The organism is Clostridia bacterium (genome assembly GCA_014360065.1).
Classification (GTDB): Bacteria; Bacillota; DSM-521; order Neomoorellales; family JACIYF01; genus JACIYF01.
On record JACIYF010000005.1, the window covers coordinates 1 to 23,049 of the forward strand.

Genomic DNA, 23,049 nt, shown 5'->3' on the forward strand with positions numbered 1-23,049 from the left:
GGCAGAGGGCACGGCGGTTATTTACGCTAAAACCCGCCCCGGAACATTATCTTATGGCCTGGAAAACACGTCGCATTGGCATAAGCTTTATCCGGCCAGACGAAAAAACGTCCACAACGCAAATAGCTCAGTTAGTTTGCCTATTGACGCGATCTTACCCCGTGTGCTAGCATAAACTTTTTTGACACCCCTTTCAGGCTTTGTTATAATGATTACAACAAAGCTTAGGAGGTACTTCTGTTGTTTAACGTCGGCGACAAAGTGGTATATCCTATGCACGGGGCAGGGATAATTGAGGCAGTAGAAGAAAAAGAGGTATTGGGACAATGCCGGAAGTATTACATTTTAAGGATGCCTCTTGGCGATATGAAGGTAATGGTACCGGTGGACAATGTGGACGAGGTGGGGTTACGATCGGTAATCAGAAGCTCAGAAATACCTAAGGTGCTAAAGGTGCTAAAAGAGGGGGGTATAGACCCTGCGCCGATAAACAGCTGGAATCGCCGCTACCGAGCCAACATGGAGAAGATGAAGAGCGGCGATATTTTTGAGGTGGCTAAAGTAGTGCGTAGCCTCTCAGTTCGGGAGCGACAGAAGGGGCTTTCTACCGGGGAACGGCGCATGCTAGAGACAGCAAGACACATTCTTATCAGTGAATTGGTATTGGCCAAAGGGGGTGGAAGGGAAGAAGTCGAGTCATGGCTGGAGGCTGCAATGGTATAAGCGAGATCATTTACAGGGAAAATATGGGGTAGGAGGTGATAGCGTGGTTTATAAAATCGCGCGCTGGTTTATAGCCTTACTGGTGGCCGGCATCGGATTTGAGAGCTCGCTATGGGCTGTAAGTATTTGGTATGGTGGCGTTGGGCCCGGACTCAAGTGGTCATTGGTAGGTATTGGTACGGTTGCTGGTGGGCTAGGAGGTTTTTTGTTAGCCCCGGCGGTAATGCGGCTGGTCCAAATTACGACTCAGAAAATGGAGGGTTGGCTACATAAAACCCCGACCGCTGACGTGTTGAGCGGGGTAATCGGACTTATTCTTGGCTTAATAATAGCTAACCTATTTGGGGCACCATTTTCTCGAGTTCCGCTGATTGGACCCTATCTTCCGGTGGTCTTCAATATCTTCTGCGGGTATGTTGGTTTCAGTGTTGGCCTTAAAAAACGGGAGGACCTTGCTTCTCTGCTTGGTTCCATTCCTCGCTGGGGACCTCGGGATAAGGAGAAAGAAAAAGCTTCTAGGTCCCAACGATTCAAGGTGCTAGACACTAGTGTCATTATTGACGGCAGAATAGCAGATGTCTGCCGCAGTGGTTTTTTGGAGGGCACCCTGGTAGTGCCCGGTTTTGTTTTAGAGGAATTGCGACATATTGCTGATTCGTCCGATCTCCTCAAACGCAATCGCGGTCGCCGAGGTTTGGATATCCTAAACCGAATTCGTAAAGAAGAGGACGTTCGGGTGCAGATTGTCGAAGTTGATTATGAGGACCTATCTGAGGTAGACTCGAAACTGGTACGCCTAGCCCAGGAGCTAGGAGCACCTATTCTCACCAATGATTTCAACCTCAATAAGGTGGCAGAGCTGCAAGGGGTGCGGGTGCTTAACATTAATGAGCTGGCCAATGCGGTTAAGCCGGTGGTGCTTCCTGGCGAAGAAATGGTGGTCCAAGTAATTAAGGAGGGCAAAGAAGTGGGCCAGGGGGTTGGCTATCTGGATGATGGCACCATGATTGTGGTGGAAAATGGGCGCAGGTATTTGGGCCAGACCATTACTGTTATGGTTACCAGCGTGCTGCAGACTCAGGCTGGGCGCATGATCTTTGCCCGGCCCAAAGTCAGCGAGAAACGAGCTGGGGGAGTAGCTAGTCACGCAAACTCAACCACTGCTCAGGCCCAAGCGCATGCGCGGACCAGCGAACGGGGCGACTATCAGTGGCTGACCTAGCCGCCAGATCTGGAAATGGACCGGTAGCTGCTATTATAGCCGCGGCCGGAAAAGGGGAACGACTGAAAGCTGGATATAATAAACAATTTGTCCCTATGGCGGGCCAACCCATGTTGGCCCGCACCTTAATGGCCGTAGGTGCTTGCCCACATGTTGATGAGATAGTTGTAGTGGTTGGAAGCGGCGAGGAAGAGCTAGTTTGGCGTGAGATACTGGGGTATACTCAGCTGGGCGCACAAGAGACGGAAGCATGGCGAGAAAAAGTTAGAGCTATTATACCTGGAGGGCCACGGCGGCAAGATTCCGTGTTTTTTGGCCTTAGGGCGATCAGGCCGGAGACGGAAATAGTGGTAGTTCACGACGGTGCTCGACCTTTAGCTCCGCCAGAGTTATTCAGCCGGGTTATTGCCGCTGCCAAAGAAAGTGGCGCAGCTATTGCTGCGGTTCCGGTGAAGGACACCATCAAAGTGACCACCGAGGCTAGTTGCTCAGTCCAAATCGGGGGTACTTTGCCCAGGGAAAAGCTCTGGGCGGCGCAGACTCCTCAGGCCTTTCGGTATGAGTTGCTATGGCGGGCCTATGAGCAATGCCAGAGGGAAGGAATCGAGGTTACTGACGATGCTGCGGCGGTAGAACGCTTAGGGGTTCCGGTTGATTTGGTAATGGGAAGCTATAGAAACTTGAAAGTGACTACTCCTGAGGATATAGCTATAGCTGAGGTTCTTATGGGACAAGCCTTTGCAAACAATTTTAGAGTAGGTTTGGGGTATGATGTTCACCCCTTGGTGGCGGGGAGGCCCTTGATCCTGGGGGGGATCAAAATCTCTTACGACCGAGGGTTGGATGGCCATTCCGATGCCGATGTATTAGCTCATGCCTTAGGCGATGCTTTGCTTGGAGCTTGCGCCCAGGGTGACTTGGGTCTACATTTTCCCGATACGGATCCTGCCTATGCGGGGATAAGCAGCATGACCTTACTAAAGCGGATTCGCGAGCTAATCGAGACCGAAGGCTGGAGAGTAGGCAACATCGACGCGGTGATAGTAGCTCAAAGCCCGCGTTTAGCGCCTTACATTGGCGAGATGCGCAAGGTCTTGGCACAGGTGCTGGGAATAACTGAGCAGCAAGTCAGCATAAAGGCAACTACTAGCGAAGGCCTGGGTTTTTGCGGGCGGGGAGAAGGGATTGCTGTCCATGCGGTTGCTACCTTAGTGCGCTAACTACGGTGGGGCAACTTCGGCCAATTGCTATGATAGTTAGCATATACAGACTTGAGCCTGGAAGCCTTGTGGCCCTAACCAGCCTTGCCATCTGGCTTGACGGTGGACCGGTGATTTACTATAATAACGTTGCACCCGGGGCGTGGCGCAGCTTGGTAGCGCACTTGGTTTGGGACCAAGGGGTCGGGAGTTCAAATCTCCCCGCCCCGACCTCTAGGCTTTTGGCGGAGGCTAGGGTCAGTAGGCTCGTTGGTCGCCGATGTAGCTCAACGGTAGAGCAGCTGATTTGTAATCAGCAGGTTAGGAGTTCGAGTCTCCTCATCGGCTCCCTAATGGGTTATAATAGATGGTGCACTGGCTACGGTTAGAGTTGAGGGCCAGCAAGAGGGATAGACTAGTTTAAGAGTAGCGTTGGGGTGTAGCCAAGCGGTAAGGCAATGGACTTTGGATCCATGATTCGGAGGTTCGAATCCTCCCGCCCCAGCCTTTTTATTTCATTCCAGGAGAAAACCTGTCAATGATAGATTGCATAGCATTCAGTCCTGATCGGGGGTTAATCGTCGGTTTAGCCGAAGCTGTTCAGCTGCTTCAGCAAGGGCGATTGCACTGCTGGTTGGATCTGGAGAACCCGCAAGCAGAGGAAGTGTCTTATTTATCCTCTCAGGTAGGCATTCCCGAGCAACTCTTTGATCTAAAGTGGCGTAGGCAAGATCGGAAGGTCGAGATTGAATCGGTCGAAGACTTCGACATGTTTGGGTTTTACGTGCCAACAACGGGTAAGAGCTATTCCATTCATCCTTGGCAGTTCATTATACGAAACAACTTGCTTCTAACTGTCCGCGAAACGACACCGCCATTTCTTTCCGAGATTAAGGCCAAACTGAAGCGCCACCCAGAGCTTCTTGCCCAAGGTATGGGTAAAGTAGTAGCCGGGATTCTTGGGGAAAGCGTTAACCTTTTTCTCTCTAGTCTAGAAGAAAACCAGGCCAAGCTAGATCGCTTGGAGGAGGGAGTACTGGCTCACCCCGACCGAACTGGATTGAACAAGGTATTCAAGTTGAGAAAGCAAGTGGGCGGGTATTATCGGTGCCTGATGCCCAATGCAGAAGTCTTACATAGCCTATCGTTGCACGAGGATGGCAGGTATTTTGACCGCCAAACTCACACCCGCCTGGCGGAGCTAAACGAGGAGCTTTTACGGATCGCCGACTTGTATGAGAATTACTATGATCGGTTTCATGACCTGCTTGAAGCCCACCTTTCTTTGTCTTCGTATCGCACTAACGAAATCGTCAGGGTGCTCACGGTCATAACTACCATCCTTATGCCCTTAACCGTGATTACCGGTATTTACGGTATGAACTTTCAACATATGCCAGAACTGCATTGGCGTTATGGCTATTACGTAGTCTTAGCAGGCATGGGGGTGATTGTATCCTCTTTGCTGTATTACTTTCACCGGAAAGGGTGGATTTAAATTGCTTTTAGGTTAGGTAGGGTCAGGTAAAATTGAACATAATTTTATCAATTGCTAGCAAAAATATTGACAGAAAGATCTGGTAATAGTAGGATGATGTCGGTCGGTTGGCCGACCGATACTTGCGAGGTTGTAATTGTATGGACAGCGATAAGCGGACTTTGATTAAAGAAGTAGCTAAAAGGCTGATTAGTAAAAAGGGTGCCAAGTTGACAACGCTTGCCGAGATTGCCAAAGCAGTAGGCATCAGCAAAGGAACTCTTTTTTATTACTATCCCAGCAAAGATGAGATTCTCTTTGAAGTGTTAGATGATTGCTTTGCCCAATACACAAGTATGTTCTTCAGCTTTCTTAAAGAGGTCAAAAATGTGCCCTCGGTCGCCCCAAGTCAGGTTTTTCGATTATTGCTAGAATTGTTTGCTTGCGATCAACCTTTGGCCAGCCTGAATCTATTGTTGCTTCACGAAGCACTATCTCGAAATCAGAATTTGCTGGAACGGTTTCGCCAGAAGTATGAGGAGTGGAGAGAATTAATAGCCATCGGGTTGGGGGAGCTCTACTATCCGCGCCCTGAGCTTGGTAACAACGGGTTTACCTTGGCCTCTGTTATTTTAGCCTTGATTGACGGTTTTAGTATCCAGTACTTGATCGACGAAGGTAGAGTGCAGCCGGAGAGGATTGGTCAGGTGCTGGAGCTAGCCGTGAGAGGGGTGATTGAAGAGGGTAACGGTATGGGTAGTTAGTACTCTTGGAGTTCAGTTGGCGCAAAAAATTAACCGGGGAGGGTTTTTGGTGAGGATCGTCTGCTTAGGCGGAGCCGGGGAAATGGGTAGCCGAGCAGTTAAGGATCTTGCAGCTCAGGCTGATGTTGAAAAGCTTACCATAGCCGATATTAATCTGTTTAAGGCCAAAAGCCTAGCGGAGGAGATCAATGCTGAAGTTGGCAATAAGGTCGAAGTTGTGCACATTGATGTCAACGTGCCCGAAACCCTTGAGCGAGCCCTGGAAGGCCATGATATTGCTACTAGCACCGTTGGGCCCTTCTACAAGTTTGGCCAAAAAATAGCCAAGGGAGTCATCGGCAAAGGTCTTCACCTAGTAGACATTTGTGATGATTATGATGCCGTGCAGCAGATACTCACGTTGGATGAGGAAGCCCAAGCTAATCAGCAGACTATACTAACTGGCATGGGCTGGACGCCGGGCCTTAGTAATATGCTTGCCCTCAAAGCTGTTCGAGAACTAGATCGAGCTGAGCACATACATATCTATTGGGCAGGCAGTCCTCTCGGACCAACCGGTTTAGCTGTCATCCTGCATACGCTGCATATCTTCGTAGGGGAAATCCCCTCATACCAAAACGGAGAATGGGTGAATGTCAAGGCTGGATCTGGCAGGCAGGTAGTAAATTTTGCTGATCTAGGCGATGTAACTCAATTCCATGTTGGCCACCCCGAACCGGTGACCATTCCTCGCTATATAGAGAGCCTTAAGACAGTAACCCTTAAGGGTGGACTAACCGATCACTTCTTGAACGAGTTGGCAGTTCTTGTAGGTAATAGCGGTTTTACCGGCAGCGAGGATACCAAGGATATTCTGGGCGGGTTGTTGAAGGTTGTACTGCCTTTTGGAGAAATGCTGCTGCCAAGCAAGGAGACTAGGTCCGCTATCCGAGTTGATGTCATAGGCTTTAAGGACGGTGTTGAGAAGACCATTTCCTACCAGGCTCGGGCTCCCATGGCTGACCTGACTGGGCTGCCACTGGCTGTTGGTGCTCTGATGTTGGGCAGGGGAGAGATTACCAGGCGTGGAGCTTTTGCTCCCGAGGCAGCAGTAGACCCAGATAAATTCTTAGCTGAGCTACAAAAGCGGGGGATAGAGATCCTCCGGGAGAGTAACTAGAAACAACTATATCCGCCAGGGGCGCTACCCCTGGCGGTCCTTTTTTGGGAGCCGGTCGCATCAACCTATAAGCCCCGGAGCTGTTGATTCTTCTGGTGCGGCAGAAGGGATTTGAACCCCCACGAGCGCTATGCCCACTAGACCCTGAATTTCCTGCAGGCTGCTTTGTGAAGTCCATGTGCTGTTACCCGATGTAGGGATTGCAAGCTTTCCCGCCGTTTCCGCGCTTTCTCATACCCTATTACGCGACGTCCATCTGCACCTGGGTAGTTGGACTGGTTGTAGTAACCTCGGAGTTTTATTAGCGCCATATGCTAGATTTTTTGGCCTATGCTTCTATGCCACGCCAAGTGAGACCTTGGCGGTTTTTTGTTGCAAATAACTTTTTATAGCCGGGCTATCACGCCCGGCTATTTTGCACCTCAAAAAGACCAGGGCTCACGTGAGCCCTGGATTCGGAGGCACTCCTAAGCCGTTCCTAATACCAAGGATCAACAGGGTGGACACTTCGCGTTTGAGCCTTTGCCGCGCAAGGCTTTTGGGCATTACGTCTCCCGCTTGGCGGGAGCTTCACATATACCATACTTTTCCAGATAAGACTGCGGTGAAAGTCAAGTAGTTCTGCAAGGAAATTTTGCGATTGATCCTGGCCATAAGATCGCTGCTCTTTGGCAAAATGGGCGCACAGGAATAAGCCCACAAAAGAAGGCTCCTTTGGGCGACAGAAAATGTCGGGGCGCACCGCGTAAGCGTGTTGACGAGTCTTTCGCCCTTTGGTAGATTAAGGCTAGGCGAAGACCTTACGTGTTGACTGCTGGGTAACCCCGCGCATGTTCCTGCGGCTTCGCAGAGTTCTTTGGGGTATGCGGCGACCGTTTGGTCTTCGCTTTTCTCCGGACGGCCTTTATACCCCGCCTGTTTTGGGCCGTAGGATCGAGAACCTTAGCATTCACCTCCTGCCTGGCGCCCTCGGCTTGGTAGAGCACTCCCTTAGACAAAAGGGCATAGACGAGGCGCACCAGCTTACGTGCGGTGAGCGACAGCGCTCGCTTTTTGGAATGGCGAGGGGTTTCTTTGGCCTTCCTGGCATAGTACTCCCGGTACTCCTGGTTATGCATCACCAGGCATTGAGCCGCCTGGATCAGGTAGTAACGCAGGTACGGATTGCCGGTCTTGGTCATGGGGGTAATATCCCCGTTAAAGCCGCCGGACTGGCGCTTCCTCCAGGTGAGCCCGGCAAACTTGGCCAGCTTTTCCTGGCCGCTAAAGCGGGAGATATCGCCGATTTCGGATATGTCCGCTGCCAGCACCGCCCCGATGCCCGGGATGGAGGTGAGCGTCTGGGGGATCCCGGCCAGGTGTTTGGCAATGCGCTTGTCCAGCCGCTTTAAGAGCTTGTCTACAAGCTCCAATTCATTGAGGGCGAGTTTGACTATGAAGTGGACCTCTTTGGCCAGCACCGGGGGTATAAAAAAGGAGTCCTGGGCCGCCCGAAGGACAGTCTCGGCCTTTTCCTCTAGGTGGCTGAAGTGGTTGCGGCTAAACCTTAAAAGGTAGGCCTTAAGCTCCTCCAGGGATAAGGACCGCATGTCCTTAGCCGAGCCAAACAGCTTTAAAAGCTGGCCGGAACAAGCTCCGAACAGGTCCGAGAAAGGTCTAGCCCGCATCCATTCGCTAAAGGTCAAAAACAAAAGGGACTGAAGGTAATTCTTAAGCTGGGATTGATGCTGAACCAGGTGGTAGCGGAAGCGGGTCAGCCTTTCGAGGGCCAATAGGTCCTCGTCCGGGAGGTGCTGCTCGCTCAGGCGGCCGAAGCGGAGCCGGTCGGCGATCAGCGAAGCGTCAATAGGGTCGGTCTTGTCCATGTCGGCATAGGTCTTGCGGATCCCCTGGACCAGCTTGGGATTCAAGGCCAGGACCTGGGCCCCAAGGAGGCGCTCGTCGTTTCTCAGCGCCCAAAACAGCGGAAACCAGTATAAAGAGGTAGCCTCCATGCCGATTGAAAGCGCATCAAACCCGGAGTTCTCCATGAGCCCACATAGGTGCTCTATCATCTTGGCGGTGCCGGGAAGATTGTTGGGAAACCTCCGGGTCTTGCCCACGGCCCGGCCGTCGCCGTCCATCACAAACAGCTGGTTTTCCGTAAGGCTGACATCGATGCCGCAAAACAAGCGTCTTGACAAGTTCATCACCACCTTAGGATTAGTTGGGCATAAGGGTCCCTTAAGCCCGGCCAGATCAACACCCTCGCTTCAATTAGAATTCTAAGAAACAAACTGCGCGTCAGAAGTACCGGCCGGGCCAGGGGGCACGCTCTTTTCAAGAAGTCACCGAAGTGCAACAAGGAGGAACTGTGCTTCCCCTATGTCCAGGGACCATCATGCCCGAAACCCAGGACCCTGTAAAGGCCTGTGGATATGCCGCGGCTGTGGACTTCTGGACAACTCGGCTGGCCAAAAAACAGCATCTTTGTTCCAGACTCCTTTGAGCCAACCTTGTAGCTATCGCCAAGGGTTGCCCAGAGGGTCCACAGCCGCTTGGACAACGCTTCCGCGTTGCCCACATACCCACAGGCCCGGCGGCGGGGGCTGATGAAGAAGATGCTCCCACACCCAAAAACCTGAGGCCTATGGGTCCTGGAACCTAGATGTATGAAGGTTTCAAAGAGCCTATTGGGTTGCGATTTAATCTTAATACGAGGAGGTATGACCATGAAGAAGTTGTTAGCGGTAGTGTTGGCGGGAGTATTGTTGTTGGCGGGATCGGCTATGGTTGGCTTTACATGGGTCTACGACCCGGTGACAACCGAGCCAGTGGGAACGGAGCCCCTGCCCTGCCCGGTGCTGGCCAGGAACTACCTTTACCAGTTAGACGATACTCAGACCGGAGGCAAGGAGCTCTCCGCTACTTGGAGGGCCATGCAGCTTGACGAGTCAAAGACCTACGATGACAGCTACATTGCCGAGCCCGGGGCCAGCCACCCCACCTATACGGCTGTTGTAGGAAAATCGGCGGCGCGGCAGAAAGAAGATGTGTGCTATTCAGGCTTTTTAGGTACAATATTGTCAACAGCAGGGCAACTGATCGGTGCGATCGGAGTGAGAGTTTATGACTACTGCCAAGGAGGAACTGCTTCGCGTTGTAGAAAGCCTTGATGAGGGGCAGGCGGAAAAGCTCCTCAGAGCTGCCCAGAAGGTTAAGGGGATCAAGCAAAAAGACCGTAAATGGCCCGGGACCAGCCTGCTTAAGCTGGCCGGGGCTTTTGAAGGTCCCCCTGATTTATCTGAGCGGCACGACCATTACCTGGCTGGGGAACCTAATGGATAGAATGGCGGTGCTGGTCGATACCAGCGTAAGCGGTTCAAACCAGACCGGTAATAAAACATTACCCGTCTGGTTTGTGCCAAAATCGGGGACATTCTGCACGATGCTGTTGACGTTTTTCTTCTAGAGGCTGGCATAGGATCAGGCTATAATATCCATAGTGGGAGTATTCTAAAGGAGGCGTAAACCCGTGGGCGTGCCTAAGGACGAGCTACACCGGCTGGTGGAGGCATTGCCGGAGAAGGAAACCTCCGCGGTGAAAAGGTTTTTAGAGTTCGTGTTAGAGAAGGCTGAGGCCGAAGACCGGTCCTGGCTGGAAGCCGATTTAGGGGAGCTTCCCCCGTATGACTGGGGTCCGGAGGGCCCGCCTAAGGGAAAACCGGTGCGGTATCAGCCTGGCGTTGGCTTGGTTGTAGAAGGGGGCAAGAAGTAGTGGCCGCGAATCGGGTGGCCCCGGGGGATATCTTGCTTATTGCCCTTCCCTCCCAGTACCCCCACGGGCACGAGCAGGAAGGAACTCGACCGGCTGTTGCGGTTGGCATCCCCCAGGGGCCTGTACGCTACCCTGTGGTAATCGTAGTCCCCCTGACTACGCAAAGTGGTCCTTGGGCCAAGAAAAATCCCTCTTTATACCAGACCCTGCCGCCAGGGACTGGAGGGCTTCCCAGGGTCTCCACCGCTCTGGTCGATCAGGTACGGGCAGTTGACATTAGGCGCGTAAGGGCCTACCTGGGCACCCTGGAAGAGGCGGCCTTTAAGCCCATTCGAGACAGCCTGCTGAGGCTCTTTTCTGATTAAGCCTTGCCATCTCCTTGGGAGTTCTCCTCCTTTTTGAGCTCAATGTCTTCTCTAGTAACCCATTCAAGGGGTGGCGGTCAAGGAAGGATTGGTAGCCAGGAACGTTGCCAAGGACGTGGAGCTGCCTCCGGAGAAGAAACCTGACCCGAAGTTTCTCGCTGAGAAGCAGGTACGGCAGTTCCTGGATGTCGCTAGAGGCCATCGCCTCTATGCAGCCTTTTTGCTGGATCTCGGGACTGACCTCCGGCGTAGCGAGCTTCTTGCCTTGCGCTGGCAAAACGTCGATCTGGAAGCCGGGACTTTGCGGGTAATGAAAGGCATAGGACAGGTAAAGGGCAACCTGCTGTACCAGCCCCCTAAAAATGAGACTTCCTGGCGGACTGTGCCGATGCCCAGGGCCGTTTTGCCCGAGCTAAAGCGGTGGAAGGTCCGACAGAACCAGGAAAAGTTGCTATTGGGCGAAGCCTATCATGACAGCGGACTGGTATTTGCCAAGGAGGACGGGACTCTGCTAAAGCCGAGGACGTTTTACCACCACTTCAAAAGGCTGGCGGAAAAGGCTGAACTGCTTTCGGGCGTTACTCTCCACTCTCTCCGGCACACCTTCGCGACCTTGCTCCTGCAGTACGGGGTGCATTCGAAAGTGGTGCAGGAGCTTATGGGGCATAGCGACTATTCTGTAACCATGGACACCTATAGCCACGTGATGCCTCCAATGATGTACCAAGCAGTGAACGTTCTCAACGATGTTTTAGGAGAGAAAAAGAACCCTTCCCTGAGAACCCCAAGGAAGGGAACTAGAAGAAGCACAAAACCTAGCGCTTACAGCCGTCAGGACCGCCTCCTGGCGGCTGCGCATAGCGCTAGCGGCAACGCCCACAGGTTGTTGTAACGTTGTAGTATCCCGACAAAATGACGTTAAACTAGTCTCCAGCCGCAAACGCTGAAGCCCTTGATTCTTCTGGTGCGGCAGAAGGGATTTGAACCCCCACGAGCGCTATGCCCACTAGACCCTGAATCTCACTATCTTCATTTAATCCAGTTTAGCCTAGTGCCAAAACCCCAGCAAAATCAAGGTTTTTTGGCCTTCCTGCTGGCATAGCCTTCCTGTTGGTTTAACCCATTTTAATGCTTTTTAACCGTATTTGCATTATGAATTGCATTACTGCAGTAACCCGGAGGCGGCCTATTGGCCGTTGTTTTAACTCTAAACTACTTCTTCATATGGAGGCTAAAAAACTATTGACAGACCAACGCGAACTGATATAATTAATCCAGAAAGCACGTTTCCAAGTATAGGCGGGGTACGTATGCCCATTTTTAGCGGTGCAGAAAGGCTTTTCTGGCAAGAGGTATGGGAGAACGCCAGACTTGCCTCCTGTCGAGCCAAACCCAAAGCAAGGGGGATTGGGTGGAGGATGACCCCGGACGAACTTCTTAAGAAGCTTAGGGACTGGGGATTAGGGATTGACCGTCGAACCCTGACGAACTACATAAAGGGGGGTTTGGTTACGGCCCCTGAGCAACGGAGTGGCGGCAAGGGGGTGAAGGCGAGCTTCCCGGAACATGCTGTAGCGGAAGCGGCGGCGGCAGTGGAGCTTATGCGGGAACACGGATGGAAGAAGGAAAAGGTGCTAGGTGCCAGGAAGTTTTTTGCTTCTGTAGCGAGCAACGATGAGGATTTTAGCCTTTTCGAGAAGGTGGAGGCGGAGGAGTTTGCCAGGCTGTTTGTTAGAGAAGGTGAGGCGGAGAAGCTTAGGTATGCGCTGCTTGTTTCTCAGGCTAAGGTTTACTGGACGGTTTTGCAAATGTACTACCTGAAAACGCTAGGCTAAAGACAAAAACCTAAAGACGACTCAAGGCTGCCTGAAAACCCAGGCGGCCTTTTTTATTGCCCAAAAACTTTAAGGAGGCGATTGGCATGAAGCAGGCAGTTAATTCGAGCGAGCGGCTAACCTATACGGTGCCAGAGGTTGCCCGGCTATTGGGGATAAACACTATTACCGCTTACTACCTGGCCCGGCGGGAGGATTTTCCGGCTGTTAGAATTGGTAAGCGGATTATCATTCCAAAGGTTGCCCTGGAACGGTGGCTTGACCGTCAATCTGGTGCAGGCGCTGAAAGGTAGGGAGGGCAAGGAGTTGCGGGCGCATGATGCAGTTTTAATGCAAAGAAAAACCCCGGTTACTGGCCGGGGCAGGAAAAGGAGCAAAAGCAGATGGCTTCTGAGGTAAGTATATCACAATTTGCTTATGAATACTACAAGCAAGGATTCGCAATCATTCCGGTTGCCCGTAGTAAAAAGCCCCTCGTTCGATGGGAAGAACTCCAGCATCGTAAGCCAACAAGCGAAGAAATAACTGCGTGGTGGAGGCGGTGGCCCAAGGCCAACATCGGCTTGCTGACGGGTGAAATCAACCAGTTAATAGTCCTAGACGCGGACGGCAGAGAAGGCTTGGCCACCCTGCGCGGTAAGCCCCTGCCACCAACTCCTTGTGCGAGAACTGGCGGAGGCGGCCTCCATTATTATTTCCGGCACCCCGGCTATCCGGTGCAGAACTTTGTTCGCAAGCTACCCGGCCTGGATTTTAGAGGCGATGGCGGGTATGTGTTGGCCCCGCCAAGTCTCCATCCTTCCGGGAAGCGGTACGAATGGGTAACAGGCCTCGCTCTCTTTGAGATTGAGTTGGCCCCGCTCCCGGCCTGGCTGGTGGCAATCCTAAAACCCGAGCGGCCCCAAGGATTGAGCCGAAGCGTTGAGGACTGGCGGAAGCTGGTGAGCGAGGGAGTAACCGAAGGGCAGCGGAACAACTCCATAGCGGCCTTGGCGGGGCACCTACTTCGCAAGTATGTTGACCCATGGGTGGTCCTGGAGCTTTGCCTGGCCTGGAACCAGGTGAAATGCAGGCCCCCGCTAGACGATGATGAGATAGTCACAACTGTAGATTCGGTAGCCCGGCTTGAAGCTAAGCGGCGGCAAAGGGAGGCGAGGCAAGATGCCTAGGGAGCTTGTAGGAATTGCCAGCCTCTTGGCACAGAAAGATAGGCCAGCAGAGCCGGAGCCCGAGCTTCGGATAGCACCCTGGCCGGACCCCCCAAAGCCACAGGCTTTTTTTGGCCTTGCCGGAGACTTCATAAGGAAACTGGAACCGCATACGGAGGCCGACCCGGTAGGTATCCTGGTGCAGTTTTTGGCGGCATACGGAAATGCCGTAGGCCGAGGTGCTTTCTGCACGGTTGAAGCGGACAAGCACTATCCTAATCTTTTCATTGCCCTGGTAGGTGTAACCAGCGGAGGACGCAAGGGCACTGCCTGGGGACATTGCCGGAGGTTCTTCAGAACCGTGGCTCCTGACTGGGAGCAAAGGATTATGACCGGCCTGTCCAGCGGCGAAGGATTAATTTGGCAGGTGCGCGACCAAGAAGATGACGATGAAGGCGTGGCAGACAGGCGGTTACTGGCCTACCAGCCCGAGCTTGCCAGCGTATTAAAGGTTATGGAGCGGGAAGGAAACACATTGTCGCCTACCCTAAGAGCCGCATGGGACGGAGAGCCCCTTCGGATTATGACCAAGAATAGCCCGGCTAAAGCAACCGATGCTCACATAAGCCTTATTGGTCATATAAGCAAACATGAACTGGTTCGTTACTTGAAGACTACCGAGGCGGCAAGTGGTTTCGGCAACCGCTTTTTATGGGTATGCGTAAAGCGGTCTAAGGTCCTCCCGGATGGCGGCAATATCCAGGCGGTGGATTTTGGCCCGGAACTTAGAAGGCTGGCGGAGGCCATAGAGTTTGGGAAGACCGCTGGGGAATTACAACGAGACGAAGAAGCCCGCGAAGTTTGGCACCATGTGTATGAGGCGCTTACGAGGGAGAAGCCCGGTTTCTTGGGAGCAATGATAGCACGGGCGGCCCCCCAGGTAGTGAGGTTGTCCTTGATTTATGCGCTTTTAGACCTAAGTCCAGCCATAAGGCGGGAGCATCTGGAAGCGGCCCTGGCCCTTTGGGACTTTTGCGAAGCCTCAGCCAGGTTTATTTTCGACGAATCGCTGGGTGACCCCAATGCCGACAAGCTATGGGAGGCGCTTCGCAAAAAACCAGAGGGTATGACCAAGACGGAGATACGGGACCTATTCCAGCGAAATCTATCGGCCAAAGAAATGAGCCGGGTGGCGGGGATGCTCGTAGACTTCGGCTTGGCCGAGTGGAGGGAAAGTCCCAGCACAGGGGGGCGTCCAGCCCAAAAACTGGTTGCTAGGCTTTTGTCGCCTTTTGTCGTTGACCCCCCATAGGCGGAAGGCTTGAAAAATAAGCAATGTCGTATGTATCGTTTTTGTCGTAACCGTAATATGTGGTCTCAGCCAAGGAGGGGGTTACCGAAACATGGCTTATCCAGGCCAAGCGGAAGGACCAAGAGACCTTTTGACCGATGCAAAGGACGGAAGGGTACTGGTAGGCAGTAACCCAGCCCTTTCCGCTAAAGAAAAGTTATAGAAGGTACGACAAAAACGACATCAACGACAAACCCCATGGCTCAAGGCTTTCAGCCGATAGGCGGTTACGACAAATACGACAAAACCCAGGGGGGTGGAGTATGGGTTATTTGGAGATGGCCCAGCAGGTGCCTAGAAAGACGGAGCAGGAACCCCGCTCCCAAACCGACTTTGTAACCCAGGGCAAAAGGCTTCTGGCAACCCAAGGCTGGTTTGCCATGCACTCAGAGACGCTTGGTGAGACCGTCCTGATAGCGAAGGACGGCATAACTCCACCAGGAAGCGATATGGCCGCTGTCTATACCCTGGAGGAATTGCGGGAGCTAGCCAAGCCACCCAGGGTAGGACCCCAGGAGCTTCGCTTCCTGCACGAAGCCAAGAAGCAGTTTGGCGGCAAGGTGGTCCAGAGACCGCTTGCGCCTAGTGAGAGGGATAGGCTCATTGCCCTGGCCGGAGGCATAAAGGGTACAAAAGAGGTGCAAAAAAGGTAGCAAAAACGGGAGGTGAGACATATGCGGCGAAGCCCAAGCTATGAAGTGGTTCATGAGCTAATCGAGGCCCTTGGCTCAAGAGGGCGGGCAACCACGGTTGTTGATGCCATAAAAGGCCCTGGCCGAGGCGGTTGACCGACTGGCCGAAGCCGTCAAGTCGCTTAAAAGCGAGCGTTCGGGAGGTGGACCCAATGATTTTCCTGAGATTACCCGACCATCTGGTGGTCCTAACGCCGGGTGAGGTAATGACTGCACTCCAGGCCCGGCCCGAGATTTGGGAGCGGGGCATCAAAAGAGGCAAGGCACATATCCGGGCGATGCGGCGGGCACAGAGGCCGGGTAAAGGCAGGGAGGTGAGACCGAACACTTGATAGCACAATCAGGTGGCGTTGCTGAAACCAAGGAGTACCAAGGCCAAAGAGAGGCCGGATGCAATAATGATGCAATGGGAGGTTGAATAAAATGGCTCAGACAATTGAAGACAGGATTCACCAATTCGGAGCGTCAATCCTACAGGAAGCGGAGACCAGGAGGCAGATGATTAACAAGCTCCAGATGTCGGGGAGCTACACTCCTGACTTTATCGCCAAGGAGCGCAAGACGGGGATTGAGGCACTTCAGAAGGAAGTGGGAGACTGGTTTGCCGACCTGAAGAAAGAACTCCAGGGCAAGATGGGCCAGATTGAGAGCAAATACAGGCAGACCCCGGTAGGTGACCCTTCGGCCCAACTGCTGGCCTTCCAGCGTACCCAGGCTAGGCTTAAAGCCATGGGGAAGGAAGAACTGGAGGCCGAGGCGTTGAAGTATATCCAGACCGGGACTGTAGCCAGCCTAGATGAGTTAGATTTGCTTCAAGCCGAGCTTAGGAGCCGGGGCATGGACAACCTGGCTGACCGGGTAAGGCTTGAGGCCCAAGAGCGGTATCACAGTTATGAGCCCTGGAAGGCTGACCCTGAATACCAGCAAGCGGAGCAAGACCTGCAGAAAGCCAATGTTTACGGTGCTGACCTTAACACGGTTTACGTCAAAGCGAAGGATGGTGTTGTTGAGGCCCGGCTTATATCCGACCTGCTCCACATGAACACCGACGACGTCATTGGCCGGTGGTAAGGCTGGGTGGTGCCCAGGGTGGCCTTCGCTGGCTGCCCTGGGGAACATCCCCTTAAGGTGGTGATATGATGGCCCGGAAATGCTCCATATGCGAACACCCACGAGCGGACGAAATAAACGCGGCCCTACTAGGCGGCGTCCCATTACGGGACATAGCGGGACAATTTTCCGTTTCCAAAACGGCCCTGCATCGGCATAAAGACCATGTCCCTGCCGGCCTGGTGAAGGCCCAGGAAGCCCAGGAGATAGCCAAAGCCGATACCCTTCTTGACCAAGTTACCGAACTGCGGGACAAGGCCCTTTCCATCCTTGCCAAAGCAGAACAGGCCGGAGATTTGCGGACGGCCCTGCAGGGTGTGCGGGAAGCAAAAGGGTGCCTGGAACTACTGGCAAAGCTGCAGGGAGAGTTACAGGAACGGACTACCGTCAACGTCCTGATTAATCCGCAATGGCTATCCTTACGAGCAGCGATATTGGCGGCCCTGGAGCCTTTCCCGGAGGCCAGGCTAGCACTTGCCCAGGCCTTGCGGGAGGTGGAAAGCAATGCTGGTAAGTGACCTGGCACAAGCGTTAGACCCGGTTATTTTCGCCAGGGAAGCGTTAGGTTTTACCCCTGACCCCTGGCAGGAGCAGGCGTTAAGGTGGAGCGGTAAGCGGCTTTTATTAAACTGTTCACGACAAAGCGGAAAATCGACAACGGCGGCAATCCTGGCCCTGCATAGGGCGATATTTTACCCTTCCTCCCTGGTGCTGCTGGTAAGTCCCAGTTTGCGGCAATCAAGCGAGCTTTTCCGCAAGGCACAGGACTTGCTGAAGGCGTTACCAGCAGAGCAGCAGCCCGAACTTGTAGAGGATAACAAGCTGTCCTTAACCATGAAGAACAAAAGCCGGATAGTTTCCCTGCCCGGCAGCGAAGGAACTATTCGAGGCTTTAGCGGTGCCAGTCTCATTATTGAGGATGAGGCGGCTAGGGTGCCCGATGACCTTTACTTTGCGGTGCGGCCCATGCTGGCAGTATCAGGCGGCAGGCTAATCCTAATGTCAACCCCCTTCGGCAAGCGAGGCCATTTCTTCAAGGAGTGGACTGAAGGCAGCGACACTTGGGAACGGATACAGATAACGGCCCATGAATGCCCTAGGATAAGCCCGGAGTTTCTGGAGGAAGAGCGGCAGGCCCTCGGTGAATGGTGGTTTAGGCAGGAATACCTTTGCGAATTTGTGGAAACGGTTGACCAGGTTTTTACTTACGACCAGGTGATGGCGGCCATAAGCGGGGAAATTGAACCCTTGTTCGGAGGTGCAGGCAATGTATAAATTCTTCCTTGGCCTTGACTTGGGACAGGCTCAGGACTATACGGCCCTGGCGGTGGTGGAGCGGAAAGTTTTCCGTTACGAGGCGAAGCCGGATGAATACCATATCCGGCACTTGGAGCGGCCCAAGCTGGGTACTCCCTACCCGGCCATTGTGGAGCGGGTACAGAACCTGATGCAGTCTAACCAGCTAATAAACCGGACGGCCCTGGTGGTGGATAAAACCGGCGTGGGTGCCCCGGTGGTGGATATGTTCAGGAAGGCAGGACTTAGGCCCGTGGCAATCACTATTACCGGGGGGAATTCCGCAAGCAGCGGTGACGGCGGCTACCATGTCCCTAAGCGTGACCTGGTAACTACCCTTCAGGTGCTATTCCAGACCGGGAGGCTTAAGGTGGCGGCGGAATTGGCTGATGCCCGGCTTTTGGTGGAGGAACTGCTGAACTTCAAGGTGAAAATCAACGTCAAGACGGCCCATGACAGCTATGAAGCCTGGCGGGAGGGTGTGCATGACGACCTGGTATTGGCAGCGGCCCTAGCCTGCTGGTATGGGGAGAAGTGCCAGAGGATGACCCCAGTCCCTAAGCCGGCAGGCTGGTGAATGCATTACTTTTGCATTGCGAAGGCGCAAAAGCCCGCAAATGCAGGCGTGCGGGAGGCCCACTAGATTACCCATCAAGCAGTTAGTCCCAAAGTCCAATTACTTCTTCTTCCATCTTAGTGCCACATAGTGGGCAAGGCATGTTTTCCGTATCAAAGAGAGGTACTTCCTGGCAGCAATTCAAGCAGCGGGTTCGGGGTTTATCAGGATTGGCGTAATCGGGCGGACAGGCTATGCTCCGGTCATCCAGGAGAAAGACGGTTTCAAAACTGGTAGCAGTTTGGTTAGCTCCTTCTGGCCAAGTAAAGTCTTCATCGCGAGCCACCATAGGGGTAGTAAACTTCTGGCACCTGGGGCACCAGACCACGCCATAGCATTGGCGAGACCAGCCCCACCCAATACACAGTATACCGCTATTTAACCCGCATTTAGGACACCGAAGCGTTATCATCTCACCCATATTTGGCATTACTCCTTTACTTCTTGTTTCTGTTCTTCACCTTTCAATAGACGGTTTAATTCGGATTCGGAGATTCGCCAGAAGTGACCTATTTTAACGGCCTTTAGGTGGCCTTCCCTTATCCATCGATAAAGTGTTCGTATATCAATCTTAAGTTTCTGGGCAATTTCTTGCGGCGTATAAAAGTTTTCCATTGCTATTCCCCTCCAAGCAGTATTGTACCCTTAAATGCACTTCTGCACAATGAAGTACTTGACATTCCGCTGTTACTGATATACACTATTATACACAAGTAAACACTTCTGAACCAAGGGAGGAAGAGGCAATGAAGCAGATTGTTGACGGCAAGCTGTACGACACGAAAAAGGCCCAGCTGGTGGCCCACGACCGTTACTGGGACGGGAGAAACTTTGAGAGGAACGGCAGGAATACCTATCTTTACCGGACGGCCAAGGGGAACCTTTTCCTGCACCATACCACCTGCTGGCAGGGGGAGCGGGACTACATTGAGCCCGTGTCCAAGGAATACGCCAAGGCCATGTACGAGGAACTGCCGGAGCATGAGCTTGGGTACGAAGAAGCCTTCGGGGAAGCCCCGGAGGAAGCCTAGGGAGGAAGCAGGATGGTTACCATTGACATCAAGTCTCTTTACGGCGATACCGCCAAGCTGGACCAGTTGGCAGAGTACACCAGCAAGGCCAAGGAATTGGCCGGGAGCGGCAATGATGTGGTTCTTACCGGCCCCGCTCCTGTTTGGCTTTACCTTGCCGTGGCCCATACCCTGCATGGAGTAGCTAAAAGCCTTGCCTATGACAGCCCGGTTACCGGTAAGGTGGTTATCTTCAATCATAACCCGTTTTAGGAGGAAGAGGCAATGAATCCATCGGCTAGAGAGATTATCGAGAGCTATGAGCGAGCGGCAGAGTCTTTGCTTACCGACCCAGCCATACGGCCCATACTTTGGGACCAGCTTCGGAACCCGCTAGATTGGGATGCATCCCCGAAAGAATGCCTTGAGGTTGCAATGGGAGCGGGACTGAAGTCTGAAATAGCTGTTCTCGGTTACCTGTTTATCCAGCGGCTTCGAGGACTTTCCAGAAAGGAGCTAGAGCGTTTGCTCCTGGTTGAGGGGAGAAGAAAAGATGGCTAAGCGGCGGGGCAATGGTGAAGGAACCATCTACAAGCGGTCTGATGGCACTTGGGCAGGCCAAGTAACCGTTGGCTATGACCCGGAAACGGGGAGGCCAAGGCGCAAGAGCTTCTATGGCAGAACCCGGAAGGAAGTTGCCGACAAGATGGCTGAGGTTTTGCGGAGTGTCAGGACTGGCACTTATGTTGAACCTGTAAAGACTACCCTGGCTGAGTGGTTGGACTGCTGGCTTGCTGGAAAGAAGGGGCAGTTAAAGCCAAGCACTTTCGAGAGCTACGAAAGGCTGATTGATACCCACATCAAGCCTGCTTTGGGCAAAACCCCGCTGGCAAAGCTACAGGCCCATATGTTGCAGGCTTTCTACAACGAGAAGCTGGAAAGGGGTAGAGCAGATGGCAAAGGCGGCCTGTCAACCAGGATGGTGCGCTACCTCCATACCATAATCCGGGAGGCCCTGCAACAGGCGGTCAAGGAGGGACTTCTGCCCCGCAATGTTGCTGATGCCACCAGCCCGCCGGTAGCCAAAAGCAGACCCATTCGACCCCTGACCGAAGAGGAACTGCTTATCTTCTTTGAAGCGGCCAAGGATGACAGATTGTTTCCGGCCTATGTGCTTGCGGCTACCACCGGCTTAAGGCGGGGAGAACTTTTAGGTTTGTGCTGGGACAGCATAGACCTGGAGCATGGCGCTATTGTTGTCCAGCGGGAATTGCTGGCGCTGAAGGAAGGCCTTTTCCTGCAGGACACCACCAAGAGCAAGAGCGGCAGGCGAACCGTTACCCTGACCGATGACGCAATCCGGGAGCTAAGGAAGTGGAAGGCCCGGCAGAACCAGGAGAGACTGATGCTTGGCCCAGCCTACCAGGACAATGGGTTAGTATTCTGTCGGGAGGACGGCACCCCGCTTGACCCCTCAGAATTCACTAAGCATTTTCAGAGGCTTTTGGTTAAGGCTGGACTTCCCAAGGTGAGGCTGCATGACCTTCGGCATACCCATGCCAGCCTTTTGCTGGCAAGGGGAGTGCATCCTAAGGTGGTCCAGGAGCGGTTAGGCCACAGCAGTATTACCTTGACCCTTGACCTATACAGCCATCTTGCCCCTGGCCTAGAGGAAGGGGCGGCACATACATTGGACGGCTTACTGAGGAAAGAAAGAGGCCCTGCGAGGACGCAAGGCCAAAGATAAAAACCACCTAGCTAACATTAGCAGGGACACCACCCCTGCTATTCTTTTGCCCAAAACTGCATTAAAACTGCATTACTGAGGCTGTTTTTGTGCTGGTTTCGGAAATTGGCCCGAACGCTGAAGCCCTTGATTTTCCTGGTGCGGCAGAAGGGATTTGAACCCCCACGAGCGCTATGCCCACTAGACCCTGAATCTAGCGCGTCTGCCAGTTCCGCCACTGCCGCATTCCCTTTCGATAGATATTCTAGCAAAGGAAAGGAATAGTGTCAACGACGATCGCCGGGCGTTGTCACGAGGCGGTGGGCCCGAGCTATCCTGGCCTTTGCTGCTGGGAGGTAAGCAGCTGGCACCCCGTATCGCTAAATCAGCTAGTTGACAGTTTCAGGAGGCTAAAGTAGAATTCTTCTGTAGAACGGCGAGGTAACCGGGGGATAGGGCAGCAGGACGGCAGGATAGGGCAGGAAATCCCTTCTAAACTGACTTAGCCATCCCTTGCCAAAGTTCAGACATTCCTTCCTGATTTGCCAATCCATAGTCCGGTTAAAAGCCGACAAATCAGTGAGGGGGACTGGTTTATGAGGCGTTGGGTGGTCGTGCTTTCAATTTTGCTTTTGAGCTTGAGCATGTTTGGTTGTGGGTCTGCTTCCAATAAGCAACCTGAGAAGGTGAAAGTGGGCATTATCCAATGGGCTGAGCACACGGCTCTAGATGCAGCTCGGCAAGGGTTCTTGGACACGCTGAAGAAAAACGGCTATGAAGAAGGGAAGAATCTGGAAGTCGATTTCCAGAATGCCCAGGCTGATACTAGCACGGCTAGCACCATAGCCAATCAATTTGTAGGGCAGAAGGTTGACCTTATTCTAGCCATTGCTACGCCTGCCGCTCAGGCAGTCGCCAGCAAAACCTCTGACATCCCTATTCTAATTACAGCAGTCACGGATCCGGTGGCAGCAGGCTTGGTAAAAAGCTTGGAGAAACCGGAGACCAATGTTACCGGGACTACTGACATGAATCCCATAAAGGAGCAGCTCGAACTCTTAAAGCAGTTGGTACCTTCGGCTAAGAAGGTTGGGGTGGTCTATAATACCAGCGAAAAGAACTCGGAGGTCCAGGTAAACTTGGCCAAAAGCCTGGGTCAAGAAATGGGCCTCAGCTTTGTGGATGCTGTAGCCACCAACACCAATGAGGTCCTGCAGGCCGCCCAGTCTTTGGTGGGTCGCGTGGATGCTATTTATGTGCCCACGGATAACACTGCTGTAGCGGCGATAACCTCCATAGTCCAGGTTGGAGAACAGCACAAGATACCGGTAGTCGTGGCCGAAGCTGGCGGAGTCGACAAAGGAGCGCTGGCTACCATTGGCATCGACTACTACCGCTTGGGGCAACAGACCGGAGAAATGGCTCTAAGGGTAATCAAAGGCGAGAAACCAGCTAGTATGGCTATTGAACAGCAAAAGGATTTTCAGCTGGTTCTAAACTTGAAAGCTGCTCAGGCCATGGGAGTAAAGATACCTCAGGAGTTAATAGACAAGGCAGACCGCGTGATCAAGTAGACAAGTAGCTCAGTAACCAAGTGGA

29 protein-coding genes and 4 tRNA genes are annotated in these 23,049 nt (G+C 53.1%); 29 read left to right on the plus strand and 4 right to left on the minus strand.

Going from position 1 to position 23,049, the window contains the following annotated elements:
• Window positions 1-240: 240 nt before the first annotated feature.
• The 9 genes from H5U02_01700 (at window position 241) to H5U02_01740 (ending at window position 6,544) form a co-directional block, all read left to right on the plus strand.
• Window positions 241-723: a CarD family transcriptional regulator gene (locus H5U02_01700; protein ID MBC7341165.1), complete on the plus strand. Its 483-nt coding sequence runs from the start codon at window positions 241-243 to the stop codon at window positions 721-723.
• Window positions 724-946: 223 nt separating this feature from the next.
• Entirely contained in the window at window positions 947-1,945 is a 999-nt protein-coding gene (locus tag H5U02_01705) for a PIN/TRAM domain-containing protein (protein ID MBC7341166.1), read from the plus strand.
• A 32-nt stretch (window positions 1,946-1,977) separates the two neighbouring features.
• On the plus strand, window positions 1,978-3,165 hold the full coding sequence (ispD, locus tag H5U02_01710; protein MBC7341167.1) for a 2-C-methyl-D-erythritol 4-phosphate cytidylyltransferase: 1,188 nt from the start codon (window positions 1,978-1,980) through the stop codon (window positions 3,163-3,165).
• Window positions 3,166-3,301: 136 nt separating this feature from the next.
• Window positions 3,302-3,375: transfer RNA gene (locus H5U02_01715), tRNA-Pro, on the plus strand.
• A gap of 45 nt (window positions 3,376-3,420) precedes the next feature.
• A tRNA-Thr gene (locus H5U02_01720) sits at window positions 3,421-3,492 on the plus strand.
• An 85-nt stretch (window positions 3,493-3,577) separates the two neighbouring features.
• Window positions 3,578-3,649, plus strand: a tRNA-Gln gene (locus H5U02_01725).
• A gap of 33 nt (window positions 3,650-3,682) precedes the next feature.
• A complete protein-coding gene (corA, locus tag H5U02_01730) occupies window positions 3,683-4,642 on the plus strand; it encodes a magnesium/cobalt transporter CorA (protein ID MBC7341168.1) in 960 nt (319 codons plus the stop codon).
• A 140-nt stretch (window positions 4,643-4,782) separates the two neighbouring features.
• Entirely contained in the window at window positions 4,783-5,385 is a 603-nt protein-coding gene (locus tag H5U02_01735) for a TetR/AcrR family transcriptional regulator (GenBank protein ID MBC7341169.1), read from the plus strand.
• A gap of 49 nt (window positions 5,386-5,434) precedes the next feature.
• On the plus strand, window positions 5,435-6,544 hold the full coding sequence (locus H5U02_01740; GenBank protein MBC7341170.1) for a saccharopine dehydrogenase NADP-binding domain-containing protein: 1,110 nt from the start codon (window positions 5,435-5,437) through the stop codon (window positions 6,542-6,544).
• Window positions 6,545-7,344: 800 nt separating this feature from the next.
• Here H5U02_01740 and H5U02_01745 read toward each other — a convergent pair.
• Complete coding sequence (locus H5U02_01745) at window positions 7,345-8,727, minus strand: IS110 family transposase (GenBank protein ID MBC7341171.1); 1,383 nt, start codon at window positions 8,725-8,727, stop codon at window positions 7,345-7,347.
• Between the two features lie 528 nt (window positions 8,728-9,255).
• Here H5U02_01745 and H5U02_01750 point away from each other — a divergent pair.
• The 15 genes from H5U02_01750 to H5U02_01820 all read left to right on the plus strand — a co-directional run bounded on the left by H5U02_01750 (window position 9,256) and on the right by H5U02_01820 (window position 18,675).
• Window positions 9,256-9,699: a hypothetical protein gene (locus H5U02_01750; GenBank protein MBC7341172.1), complete on the plus strand. Its 444-nt coding sequence runs from the start codon at window positions 9,256-9,258 to the stop codon at window positions 9,697-9,699.
• Entirely contained in the window at window positions 9,653-9,871 is a 219-nt protein-coding gene (locus H5U02_01755; protein ID MBC7341173.1) for a hypothetical protein, read from the plus strand. The genes H5U02_01750 and H5U02_01755 overlap by 47 nt, the downstream gene beginning before the upstream one ends.
• Window positions 9,872-10,058: 187 nt before the next feature.
• A complete protein-coding gene (locus tag H5U02_01760) occupies window positions 10,059-10,301 on the plus strand; it encodes a hypothetical protein (protein ID MBC7341174.1) in 243 nt (80 codons plus the stop codon).
• Window positions 10,301-10,666 carry a type II toxin-antitoxin system PemK/MazF family toxin gene (locus tag H5U02_01765; GenBank protein MBC7341175.1) on the plus strand — a complete coding sequence of 122 codons (366 nt, stop codon included), beginning with the start codon at window positions 10,301-10,303 and terminating at the stop codon, window positions 10,664-10,666. Before H5U02_01760 ends, H5U02_01765 begins: the two co-directional genes overlap by 1 nt.
• Window positions 10,667-10,754: 88 nt before the next feature.
• Window positions 10,755-11,558 (plus strand): site-specific integrase, encoded by an 804-nt coding sequence (locus tag H5U02_01770; GenBank protein ID MBC7341176.1) that lies wholly within the window; start codon window positions 10,755-10,757, stop codon window positions 11,556-11,558.
• A gap of 526 nt (window positions 11,559-12,084) precedes the next feature.
• Entirely contained in the window at window positions 12,085-12,501 is a 417-nt protein-coding gene (locus tag H5U02_01775; GenBank protein MBC7341177.1) for a hypothetical protein, read from the plus strand.
• Between the two features lie 86 nt (window positions 12,502-12,587).
• Window positions 12,588-12,794 (plus strand): helix-turn-helix domain-containing protein, encoded by a 207-nt coding sequence (locus tag H5U02_01780; protein ID MBC7341178.1) that lies wholly within the window; start codon window positions 12,588-12,590, stop codon window positions 12,792-12,794.
• A 90-nt stretch (window positions 12,795-12,884) separates the two neighbouring features.
• Window positions 12,885-13,670, plus strand: coding sequence for a bifunctional DNA primase/polymerase (locus H5U02_01785; GenBank protein MBC7341179.1), 786 nt, complete (start codon window positions 12,885-12,887; stop codon window positions 13,668-13,670).
• Window positions 13,663-14,961 (plus strand): DUF3987 domain-containing protein, encoded by a 1,299-nt coding sequence (locus tag H5U02_01790; GenBank protein MBC7341180.1) that lies wholly within the window; start codon window positions 13,663-13,665, stop codon window positions 14,959-14,961. The genes H5U02_01785 and H5U02_01790 overlap by 8 nt, the downstream gene beginning before the upstream one ends.
• 302 nt (window positions 14,962-15,263) lie before the next feature.
• The gene (locus H5U02_01795; protein MBC7341181.1) at window positions 15,264-15,653 is read left to right on the plus strand and encodes a hypothetical protein; all 390 of its coding nucleotides are present in this window, start codon (window positions 15,264-15,266) and stop codon (window positions 15,651-15,653) included.
• 191 nt (window positions 15,654-15,844) lie between these two features.
• Window positions 15,845-16,024, plus strand: coding sequence for a hypothetical protein (locus H5U02_01800; protein ID MBC7341182.1), 180 nt, complete (start codon window positions 15,845-15,847; stop codon window positions 16,022-16,024).
• Between the two features lie 91 nt (window positions 16,025-16,115).
• A complete protein-coding gene (locus H5U02_01805; GenBank protein ID MBC7341183.1) occupies window positions 16,116-16,763 on the plus strand; it encodes a hypothetical protein in 648 nt (215 codons plus the stop codon).
• Between the two features lie 65 nt (window positions 16,764-16,828).
• Window positions 16,829-17,320, plus strand: coding sequence for a hypothetical protein (locus tag H5U02_01810; protein ID MBC7341184.1), 492 nt, complete (start codon window positions 16,829-16,831; stop codon window positions 17,318-17,320).
• Complete coding sequence (locus H5U02_01815; protein MBC7341185.1) at window positions 17,307-18,077, plus strand: hypothetical protein; 771 nt, start codon at window positions 17,307-17,309, stop codon at window positions 18,075-18,077. The genes H5U02_01810 and H5U02_01815 overlap by 14 nt, the downstream gene beginning before the upstream one ends.
• Window positions 18,070-18,675, plus strand: a complete 606-nt coding sequence (locus tag H5U02_01820) for a hypothetical protein (GenBank protein ID MBC7341186.1) — start codon at window positions 18,070-18,072, stop codon at window positions 18,673-18,675. The genes H5U02_01815 and H5U02_01820 overlap by 8 nt, the downstream gene beginning before the upstream one ends.
• 82 nt (window positions 18,676-18,757) lie before the next feature.
• Here H5U02_01820 and H5U02_01825 read toward each other — a convergent pair whose 3' ends face one another.
• On the minus strand, window positions 18,758-19,135 hold the full coding sequence (locus tag H5U02_01825) for a hypothetical protein (GenBank protein ID MBC7341187.1): 378 nt from the start codon (window positions 19,133-19,135) through the stop codon (window positions 18,758-18,760).
• 8 nt (window positions 19,136-19,143) lie between these two features.
• Entirely contained in the window at window positions 19,144-19,329 is a 186-nt protein-coding gene (locus tag H5U02_01830; protein ID MBC7341188.1) for a helix-turn-helix domain-containing protein, read from the minus strand.
• A 131-nt stretch (window positions 19,330-19,460) separates the two neighbouring features.
• Between H5U02_01830 and H5U02_01835 the strand changes: the two genes are divergently transcribed.
• Genes H5U02_01835 through H5U02_01850 form a run of 4 tightly spaced genes read left to right on the plus strand, consistent with a single transcriptional unit; the run spans window position 19,461 to window position 21,471 of the window.
• Window positions 19,461-19,745, plus strand: coding sequence for a hypothetical protein (locus H5U02_01835; GenBank protein ID MBC7341189.1), 285 nt, complete (start codon window positions 19,461-19,463; stop codon window positions 19,743-19,745).
• A gap of 12 nt (window positions 19,746-19,757) precedes the next feature.
• Window positions 19,758-19,997: a hypothetical protein gene (locus tag H5U02_01840; GenBank protein MBC7341190.1), complete on the plus strand. Its 240-nt coding sequence runs from the start codon at window positions 19,758-19,760 to the stop codon at window positions 19,995-19,997.
• Window positions 19,998-20,009: 12 nt separating this feature from the next.
• Window positions 20,010-20,285: a hypothetical protein gene (locus H5U02_01845; GenBank protein MBC7341191.1), complete on the plus strand. Its 276-nt coding sequence runs from the start codon at window positions 20,010-20,012 to the stop codon at window positions 20,283-20,285.
• Complete coding sequence (locus tag H5U02_01850) at window positions 20,278-21,471, plus strand: site-specific integrase (protein MBC7341192.1); 1,194 nt, start codon at window positions 20,278-20,280, stop codon at window positions 21,469-21,471. Before H5U02_01845 ends, H5U02_01850 begins: the two co-directional genes overlap by 8 nt.
• Window positions 21,472-21,607: 136 nt before the next feature.
• Here the strand turns inward: H5U02_01850 and H5U02_01855 are convergent.
• Window positions 21,608-21,695: transfer RNA gene (locus H5U02_01855), tRNA-Leu, on the minus strand.
• Between the two features lie 351 nt (window positions 21,696-22,046).
• Between H5U02_01855 and H5U02_01860 the strand changes: the two genes are divergently transcribed.
• Window positions 22,047-23,024 carry an ABC transporter substrate-binding protein gene (locus H5U02_01860; protein ID MBC7341193.1) on the plus strand — a complete coding sequence of 326 codons (978 nt, stop codon included), beginning with the start codon at window positions 22,047-22,049 and terminating at the stop codon, window positions 23,022-23,024.
• Window positions 23,025-23,049 lie beyond the last annotated feature (25 nt).